General features: G+C 72.4%; 7 protein-coding genes. 1 reads left to right on the forward strand and 6 read right to left on the reverse strand.

What is annotated here, in order from left to right:
• Nucleotides 1–15 precede the first annotated feature (15 nt).
• The gene (rpsO, locus tag ACFFF6_RS16400; RefSeq protein ID WP_376982561.1) at nt 16–285 is read right to left on the reverse strand and encodes a 30S ribosomal protein S15; all 270 of its coding nucleotides are present in this window, start codon (nt 283–285) and stop codon (nt 16–18) included.
• A 159-nt stretch (nt 286–444) separates the two neighbouring features.
• Complete coding sequence (locus ACFFF6_RS16405; protein ID WP_376982562.1) at nt 445–1563, reverse strand: bifunctional riboflavin kinase/FAD synthetase; 1119 nt, start codon at nt 1561–1563, stop codon at nt 445–447.
• A 274-nt stretch (nt 1564–1837) separates the two neighbouring features.
• Between ACFFF6_RS16405 and ACFFF6_RS16410 the strand changes: the two genes are divergently transcribed.
• Entirely contained in the window at nt 1838–3379 is a 1542-nt protein-coding gene (locus ACFFF6_RS16410) for a L,D-transpeptidase family protein (RefSeq protein WP_376982563.1), read from the forward strand.
• A gap of 106 nt (nt 3380–3485) precedes the next feature.
• Here the strand turns inward: ACFFF6_RS16410 and truB are convergent, their stop codons facing one another.
• The 4 genes from truB to infB all read right to left on the reverse strand — a co-directional run.
• Nucleotides 3486–4424 (reverse strand): tRNA pseudouridine(55) synthase TruB, encoded by a 939-nt coding sequence (gene truB / locus ACFFF6_RS16415; protein WP_376982564.1) that lies wholly within the window; start codon nt 4422–4424, stop codon nt 3486–3488.
• A complete protein-coding gene (gene rbfA / locus ACFFF6_RS16420; RefSeq protein WP_376982565.1) occupies nt 4421–4903 on the reverse strand; it encodes a 30S ribosome-binding factor RbfA in 483 nt (160 codons plus the stop codon). Before rbfA ends, truB begins: the two co-directional genes overlap by 4 nt.
• A complete protein-coding gene (locus ACFFF6_RS16425; RefSeq protein WP_376982566.1) occupies nt 4896–5999 on the reverse strand; it encodes a TRM11 family SAM-dependent methyltransferase in 1104 nt (367 codons plus the stop codon). The genes rbfA and ACFFF6_RS16425 overlap by 8 nt, the downstream gene beginning before the upstream one ends.
• 70 nt (nt 6000–6069) lie before the next feature.
• Nucleotides 6070–8099: translation initiation factor IF-2 (infB, locus tag ACFFF6_RS16430; RefSeq protein ID WP_376982567.1), on the reverse strand; the 2030-nt coding region annotated here is incomplete at its 5' end.

An 8099-nucleotide genomic window follows, 5' to 3' on the forward strand; every position in this document is an offset into this window, starting at 1 on the left:
GCGGCGGCGAGGGGGTCAGCGGCGGATGCCGAGACGCTTGATCAGCGAGCGGTAGCGCTCGATGTCGACGTTCTGCAGGTACTGCAGAAGGCGCTTGCGCTGACCGACCAGCAGCATCAGACCACGACGCGTGTGGTGGTCGTGCTTGTGGGTCTTGAGGTGCTCGGTCAGGTAGGTGATGCGGTGGGTCAGGAGCGCGATCTGGACCTCGGGCGAGCCGGTGTCGCCCTCGCTCGTGCCGTACTCCTTGATGATCTCCTGCTTGGTGGCAGTATCGAAAGCCATGCTCTCTCCCTCGGTCGTTGCGCGGCGCTCCGGGGCTGGTTCTCCCGGGCTCTCTGTACGAGGCGCCGGCCCGACGTGCGCGCGCCCGGCGCAGGGCCGGGCGTGAGCACGGGGACGCAGACGTCTCTCCGCGGCCGAATTCACGGCGAGGGAAGCCTATCAGGGACGAGCGGCCTCAAGGCCGGGAACCGAGGCCAGGGTGCGACGGGTCACGTCCTTGTCGCGCTCCATCTGCACGACGAGCGCCTCGACGCTCTCGAAGGTCACGGTCGGCCGCTGGCGGGCCACGAACTCGAGGGAGACCACGTCCCCGTAGAGGTCCAGGCCCTCGCGGTCATGGATGTACGCCTCGACCATACGGGGGGCGATCCCGTCCCGGCTCGGGAACGTCGGGTTCGTGCCGATGGAGATCGTCGCGGGCACGCGCACGAGGCGGGGGGCGCCGGCATGCGCGGGGATCTGCTCGAGCACCGTGAGGAGCCCGGCGTAGACGCCGTCCGCGGGCACCAGTCCGCGCGGGGCGGGGCCGAGGTTGGCCGTGGGGAAGCCCAGCTCGCGCCCCCGCTTGAAGCCGTGATGGACCTCGTCGGCGACGGTGTGGAACCGGCCCAGCAGGATGCTCGCCGCCTCGACGTCCCCGGCGAGCAGCGCCTCGCGGATCTCCGAGGAGGAGACGCGATCCCTCCCGGTGCGGCCGGCATCGGAGCCATGGGCCGCCGCGAGCTCGCGGTGCACCTCGCGCACCGGAGCCGGGGCGTCCGCGGCGAGCCGCGCGGGCGGGCCGACGTGCGCCTCGTGCCCCTGGTCCTCGACGAGCACGACGTCGAAGCCGAAGCGCTCGCCGAGCTCGCGCATCGTCGTGAGATCGCCCTGGTTGCCCCGCCCGAAGCGAGAGTCCTCCCCCATCACGACGCAGCGCATGCCGAGCCCCTCGACGAGGAAGACCCGGACGAAGTCCTCGGCGCTGTGCTGGGCGAAGGCTCGGGTGAAGGCCAGGTCGAGCACGCCGGCGAGCCCCGTCTCCTGCAGCAGCGCATCGCGGTCCTCGTGGGCGGTCAGCAGCGGCGTGGCCGCGGGGTCGCCCATGACATGGCGCGGGTGGGGCCAGAAGGTGAGGGCGACGGGCAGCAGCCCGCGTGCCTCGGCGGCTGCCCGCAGTCGCGCCAGGACCGCCTGGTGGCCCCGGTGGACCCCGTCGAAGTTGCCGATGGTGACCGCGGTCGCGCCGAGGTCGGCGGGCACCTCGTCGAGGGAGTGCCAGAGCGGGGCTCGTGTCACGAGGGGGTTCCTGTCCTTCCGGCGGGGTGCGGGGGGCCGGCGGGCGCCTGCCCGGGAGGCCGCAGACCACTGTAGCGCCGCCGGGACGGCCCGGGAGGCGCCCGGCGCCCCGCGTCCACGTGGCGCATCTGGCACGGTTCGCGTGTCGCGGGCCACCCGGTCGAACCTGACCGTCCGGTATCGTGGGCGGGAAAGGCGGCTCTGGGGAAGGCCCTCTGGACGTCCCCGCAGCGCTGCGCGCGGGACCGTATGCCGCCAGGAAGCGAACGAACACATGTCGAACGTGACCGACGCCGCGTCGCTCGGCGGCCCGTCCGGGCCCGTCGCGCGTTCCGGCCGACGCCGCCTCGTGCTGATCGTGGTGGCGATCCTGGCCGTCATCGCCGTCGTCCTGACCGGCGGCGCCTTCGCCTACGCCAAGCAGTTCTCCGGCAAGGCCCTCCCCGGCACGACCGTGCTCGGCACGGACGTCTCCGGGCAGAGCGCCGAGCAGATCGCCGCCGCGATCACCGAGCACGCCGCGGGCGTGACCGTCACCGTCACCGCCGACGGGACCGCGCACGAGGCGACCCTCGCCGAGCTCGGCGTGAGCGTCGACGCGGAGGCCACGGCCCAGGCCGCCGTCGAGCACGACGGCTCGATCCCCGCGGTCATCAGCTCGACCTGGAAGGGCGAGCGCGTCGTCGAGCCCGTGGTCGCCGTCGACGAGGCCGCCGTCGCCGCCTACGCCACCTCCCTGGTCCCCGCCGACCGCACCGTGCCCGTGGACGCGCAGGTCGTCTACGACGAGGACGAGGAGACGTGGAGCGTCGTCGAGGGCACCCCCGGCCAGGGTGTGGAGCCCTCCGGTCTCGTCGCCGCCGTCTCCGCCCAGGCCCCGGCCCTCGAGGACTTCTCCGTCGAGCAGGAGATCGAGGAGATCTCCCCGGCGATCACGACCGAGGAGGCGCAGGGCGTCGTCGACCAGATCGACGCGATGCTCGAGCAGCCCATGTCCATCGCCGGCCCCGACGGCGCGACGCACGAGGTCTCCTCGAAGCGTCGCAGCGGGTGGATCACCGTGGCCCCCAACGAGTCCGCGGACGCGCTCGCGATCACGGTCGACGAGGACGAGGTGCGCGAATGGGTCGCGACCCGCGCCGACAAGGACGCCGTGAAGGCGAAGGACGGCATCGAGCAGGTCGACGCGAGCGGCAAGGTCGTCAAGGTCGTCGCCGAGAAGCAGAACGGTCTCGAGATCACGAACACCGATGCGGTCTCCGATCAGCTGATCGCCTCGATGACGGGCACGACCCCGCTCGAGGCGGCCTTCGAGACCAAGACCTCCGAGGCCGAGGTCACGCAGGTCAAGGCCCCCGAGGCGGAGAAGCCCGCCGACGACAAGGCCGCCGGCGCGACGCCCGCGCCCACCACCGAGGCCCCGAAGCCGACCGGCGAGAAGTGGATCGACGTCAACCTCGCGAACAAGACCGTGACCGCCTACGTCGGCGACACCCCCGTCTGGGGTCCCAAGAGCATGGTCGACGGCAAGGAGGGCTACGAGACGGTCACCGGCTCGTACGAGATCTACCTCCGCTACGAGATGCAGGACATGACCAACGCCTCCCGGTACGGCGAGGACGACCCGCGCTACTACTACACCGAGGATGTCCCGTGGGTGCAGTACTTCCACAACGGATACGCCTTCCACGGTGCGCCGTGGCGCTCCTCCTTCGGGTACTCCGGCTCGCACGGATGCGTGAACATGCGGGTGTCCGACGCCAAGTGGCTGTACTCCTGGGCATCCGAGGGGACGCGGGTGGAGTCCCACTGGTGATCCTCCCCGGCTGAGCCGGCACCGCCGCGAGGGCCCCGATGATCCGCGGATCATCGGGGCCCTCGCGCATTCCCCGTCGGACGGGGTCGCCGTGCCGGAGCGTCCCTCAGCAGCGGGCCTCGGGAGGCACCACGAGGACCGGCTGCAGGACGGCGGCGCCCTGCGCCGGGGCGACGATCCCGAGCAGCCGGGACCGGGTGTCCAGGGCCGCCCAGCGGGGGTCCTCTCCCCCGGCCTCCTGCGCGGGCGCCCCGTCCGGCACGGGGACCTGCTTGCCGTGGCCCAGATCGCGCGCGGCCTCCTCGTCGAGCACGAGGCTCGGCATGACCTGGGAGGCAACGGCCCCGAGGCCGCGGAGGGGCAGCGCGACGGCGGCGTCCTCCGCCTCCCCGCGCGACGGCACGTGCACGGCGTCCGCCACGTCGAAGGGCCCCACGGCGCGGCGCCGCAGCGCCGTGAGATGCCCGCCCACGCCGAGGGCTGCTCCCAGATCGCGGGCGAGGGCTCGCACGTAGGTGCCGGAGGTGCATCCGACGACCACGTCGAGGTCCAGGAACGGACCCTCCGAGCGGCGCGCCCTGACCTCGAACCGGCTGACCGTGATCGGACGGGCGGCGAGCTCGACCTGCTCGCCGGCCCGGGCCCGGGCATAGGCCCGCTTCCCGTCGATCTTGATCGCGCTCACCGTCGAGGGCACCTGCAGGATCGGCCCGCGCAGGGAGGCGAGGGCCGCCTCCAGGGCCTCCGGCGCGATACCGCTCGCGTCCACGAGCTCGCCGAGGGCCTCGCCCTCGCGGTCGTCGGTCGTCGTCCCCCGGCCCAGCCGGATCGTGGCCGTGTACGTCTTGGACAGCCCCACCAGATGCGTGAGCAGCCGGGTGCCCTGACCGATGCCGAGCACGAGCAGTCCGGTCGCCATCGGGTCTAGGGTCCCGGCATGGCCGACCTTCTTGGTGTGCAGCAGCCACCGGACGCGGGCGACCACGTCATGGCTGGTCCGGTCCGGCGCCTTGTCGACGAGCAGGATGCCGTGGGGCGCGCTCACGCCCGCGGGTCCTCGCCGTCCGCGTGCTCGCCGTCGGCGTCGACGGTCTCGTCCTCGAGCTCGCGCGGCTGCCGGTAGGGATCGGCCTCGCCCGCGTACTGGGCGCCGTCCTTGAGACCGGCGAGCTCGGCGTCGCGATGGCGGGCCTCGACCAGGAGGTCCTCGATGGTGCGGGCGCTGTCCGGGATCGCATCGGCGAAGAACTCGAGGGTCGGGGTCAGCCGCACGCCGGTCTGACGGCCCACCTCGCTGCGGAGCATGCCGGTCGCGCTGCGGAGCGCGGCGGCCGTGCCCTCGCGCTCCTCGTCGGTGCCGTAGACCGTGTAGAAGACGGAGGCGTGCTGGAGATCGCCGGTGACGCGGACGTCGGTGATGGTCACGAAGCCGAGGCGCGGGTCCTTCACGCGGGTGTCGAGGGCGGTGGCCACGATCACCTTGATGCGGTCGGCGAGCTTGCGGGCGCGGGGGTTCTCAGACATGGGAGTCCTTCGGGTCTGGGGCGCCGAGAGCACGGAGCATGTCGGCGCGTGGATGGTCGCTGCGGATCACGAGGAGCACATCGCGGTCGATGGCCTGGTCGACGCGGTGGCGGAAGGCGCCGTCCGCGCTGAGGAGCTGGAGCCCGGCATCAGCGAGCAGGGCGGACGCCTCGGCATGGTCGGCGGTGCGTCGGTTGACCGCGAGGGCCATGCCGGCGCCGGGACGCATGAGGCGTCGCCAGACGGGGGCGGCCGCGCGCAGCACCTCGAGCGGGGAGCGCTGCAGGGACGCACCATGGTGGGCGCCGTGCTGGACCCCGTAGGGCAGGTCCGCGACGATCGCGTCGGTGCGGCCGTCCGGGAGCAGGTCGCCGAGGGCGAGGGTGTCCGTGCCGAGGACGGTGACGCTCTGACCGCCGCCGGCGCGCAGGGTCTCCTTGTCCGCGGCGAGCTCCGCGCGGAACCGGGTCCCGATGCTCGCCCCACGCAGGCTCAGCCTCCCGGCCTCCGAGGTGTGCCGCAGACGGTGCTGGCGCAGCCAGGCGAGCAGGAACGTCCGGTAGGCGTCGGTGTCCCTGCGGTCGAGGTCTGCGCCGGTCGGGCTGAGGCCCAGACGGAGCGCGCGGTTCAGGGTCGTGCCGCGTCCGCACATGGGGTCCAGCAGTGCGAGGGTCCCGTCCAGCAGGCGGTCCCGGTTCTCGCTCAGGGACGCGGCGAGATTGATGAGGAGGGCGGTGAACTGCTCGTTCGTCTTGCCCGGGTACTTCAGGGTGGTCTCGAGGTCGCTGCTGTGGTGCAGGACCGGAGCGAGCGGCACCGGCCGCAGCAGCGGCGCGGGCTCGTCCGGGACGTCGACGGGCTCGTACAGCGCCATCGTGCTCGAGAGGAGGGAGACCACGGGCAGGAGCTGCTCTCGGGGGGCGTCCGCCGTGATCTCGAGATGGTCGTGCCCGGCGAGGAGGCGCTCGTGCACCACCGCCCCGGGGAAGCGGGTCCCGAGCACCCAGCGGGCCTCGGCCGCGGCCAGGGGACCGGCCGCATCGGTGTAGACCCTGTTGGCGGAGGGGGCACGCAGGGCGAGCAGGGTCGTGCTCATCGGCTCCCTCTCCTGACAGGTCGGCGGACCTGCCGGGCGCCCCCGGTTCCGGAGGCGCCCGGCAGACGGATCACTTGCCGCCGGCCGCGCGCGGCTTCTCGCGCATCTCGTAGGTGGTGATGACGTCCTCGAGCTGCAGATCGTTGAAGGAGCCGAGGTTGATGCCGCACTCGTATCCCTCACGGACCTCGGTGACGTCGTCCTTGTAGCGACGCAGCCCCGCGATCTCGAGGTTCTCCGTGACCACCACGCCGCGGCGGGTGATACGGGCCCGGGCGCCGCGGCGGATCTCCCCGCTGCGGACGATCGAGCCGGCGATGTTGCCGAACTTGGAGGACCGGAAGATCTCGCGGATCTCCGCGGAGCCCGTGTCGACCTCCTCGTACTCCGGCTTGAGCATGCCCTGCAGAGCCTGCTCGATCTCCTCGATGGCCCGGTAGATCACGCTGTAGTACTTGATCTCCACGCCCTCGCGGTCGGCGTACTCCGCGTTCTGGCCCTCGGCGCGCACGTTGAAGCCGATGATCACGGCGTCGGAGGCGACGGCGAGGTTGATGTTGTTCATCGTGATCGCGCCGACGCCGCGGTCGATGATGCGCAGCTGCACGCCCTCGCCCACGTCGATGCCCAGCAGGGACTCCTCGAGCGCCTCGACGGAGCCCGCCGCGTCGCCCTTGAGGATGAGGTTGAGGGTCTCGACCTTGCCCTCGGCCATGGCCTTGTTGATGTCCTCGAGGCTGATGCGCTTGCGCGCCTTCGACAGGGCGGCGGCACGCTTGGCCGCCTCGCGCTTCTCGGCGATCTGACGTGCGGTCCGATCGTCGGCGGCGACGAGGAGGGAGTCACCGGCGCCGGGGACCGAGGTCAGGCCCAGCACCTGGACGGGACGGGACGGACCCGCCTCGTCGACGGCCTCGCCGTTCTCGTCGAGCATGGCGCGCACGCGGCCGTAGCCCGTGCCGCAGACGATCGCGTCGCCCACGCGCAGGGTGCCCTGCTCGACCAGGACCGTGGCCACCGGACCGCGGCCGCGGTCCAGGTTCGCCTCGATGGACACGCCGCGCGCGTCCTTGTCCGGGTTGGCGCGCAGGTCCAGGGCCGCATCCGCCGTGAGCAGGACGGCCTCGAGCAGCGTGTCGATGTTCAGGCCCTCGCGTGCGGACACGTCGACGAACATGGTGTCGCCGCCGTACTCCTCCGCGATCAGGTTGTACTCGGTCAGCTGCTGGCGGATCTTGTCCGGGTTCGCCTCGGGCTTGTCGATCTTGTTGACCGCCACGACGATCGGCACGTTCGCCGCCTGGGCGTGGTTGAGCGCCTCGATGGTCTGCGGCATGACGCCGTCATCGGCCGCGACCACGAGGATCGCGATGTCGGTGACCTTGGCACCGCGGGCACGCATGGCCGTGAAGGCCTCGTGACCGGGGGTGTCGATGAAGGTGATGGCGCGCTCGGCGTCCTCGTGCTCCACGGACACCTGGTAGGCGCCGATGTGCTGCGTGATGCCGCCGGCCTCGCCCGCCGCCACGTGGGAGCGGCGGATCGAGTCGAGCAGGCGCGTCTTGCCGTGGTCGACGTGGCCCATGACGGTGACGACCGGGGGCCGCGGCAGGCGGTCCTCGTCGTCCTCGTCCTCGAGCTCGGCCTCGAGGTCGATGTCGAACTGCTCGAGCAGCTCGCGCTCCTCGTCCTCCGGGGAGACGATCTCGATCCGGTAGCCGAGCTCCGAGCCGAGCAGCTCGAAGGTGTCCTCGTCCAGCGACTGGGTGGCGGTGGCCATCTCGCCGAGGGCAAAGAGGACCGTGATCAGCGACGCGGGATTGACGTCGATGCGGTCCGCGAAATCGCTCAGCGAGGCGCCGCGACGCATGCGGATGACGGTCGAGCCGTCCCCGCGGGGGATCTGCACGCCGCCCGGTGCGGGAGCCTGCATCTGCTCGAACTCCTGGCGCTTCGCCCGCTTCGACTTGCGCGAGCGCGCGGGCTTGCCGCCGCGGCCGAAGGCGCCCTGGGTGCTGCCGCGTCCGCCGCGTCCGCCACGAGGGCCGCCGCCGCCGGCGAAGCCTCCTCCGGCGCGCCGGAGGAGGCTTCGCCGGCGGC

Source organism: Brachybacterium hainanense (assembly GCF_042434575.1).
GTDB classification, from domain to species: domain Bacteria; phylum Actinomycetota; class Actinomycetes; order Actinomycetales; family Dermabacteraceae; genus Brachybacterium; species Brachybacterium hainanense.

What these genes read in the sequence shown, in the direction of transcription:
- ACFFF6_RS16410 (WP_376982563.1), top strand. Translation starts at nt 1,838, where the DNA reads ATGTCGAACGTGACCGACGCCGCGTCGCTCGGCGGCCCGTCCGGGCCC.
- rpsO (WP_376982561.1), bottom strand. Translation starts at nt 285, where the DNA reads ATGGCTTTCGATACTGCCACCAAGCAGGAGATCATCAAGGAGTACGGC.
- rbfA (WP_376982565.1), bottom strand. Translation starts at nt 4,903, where the DNA reads ATGTCTGAGAACCCCCGCGCCCGCAAGCTCGCCGACCGCATCAAGGTG.
- ACFFF6_RS16425 (WP_376982566.1), bottom strand. Translation starts at nt 5,999, where the DNA reads ATGAGCACGACCCTGCTCGCCCTGCGTGCCCCCTCCGCCAACAGGGTC.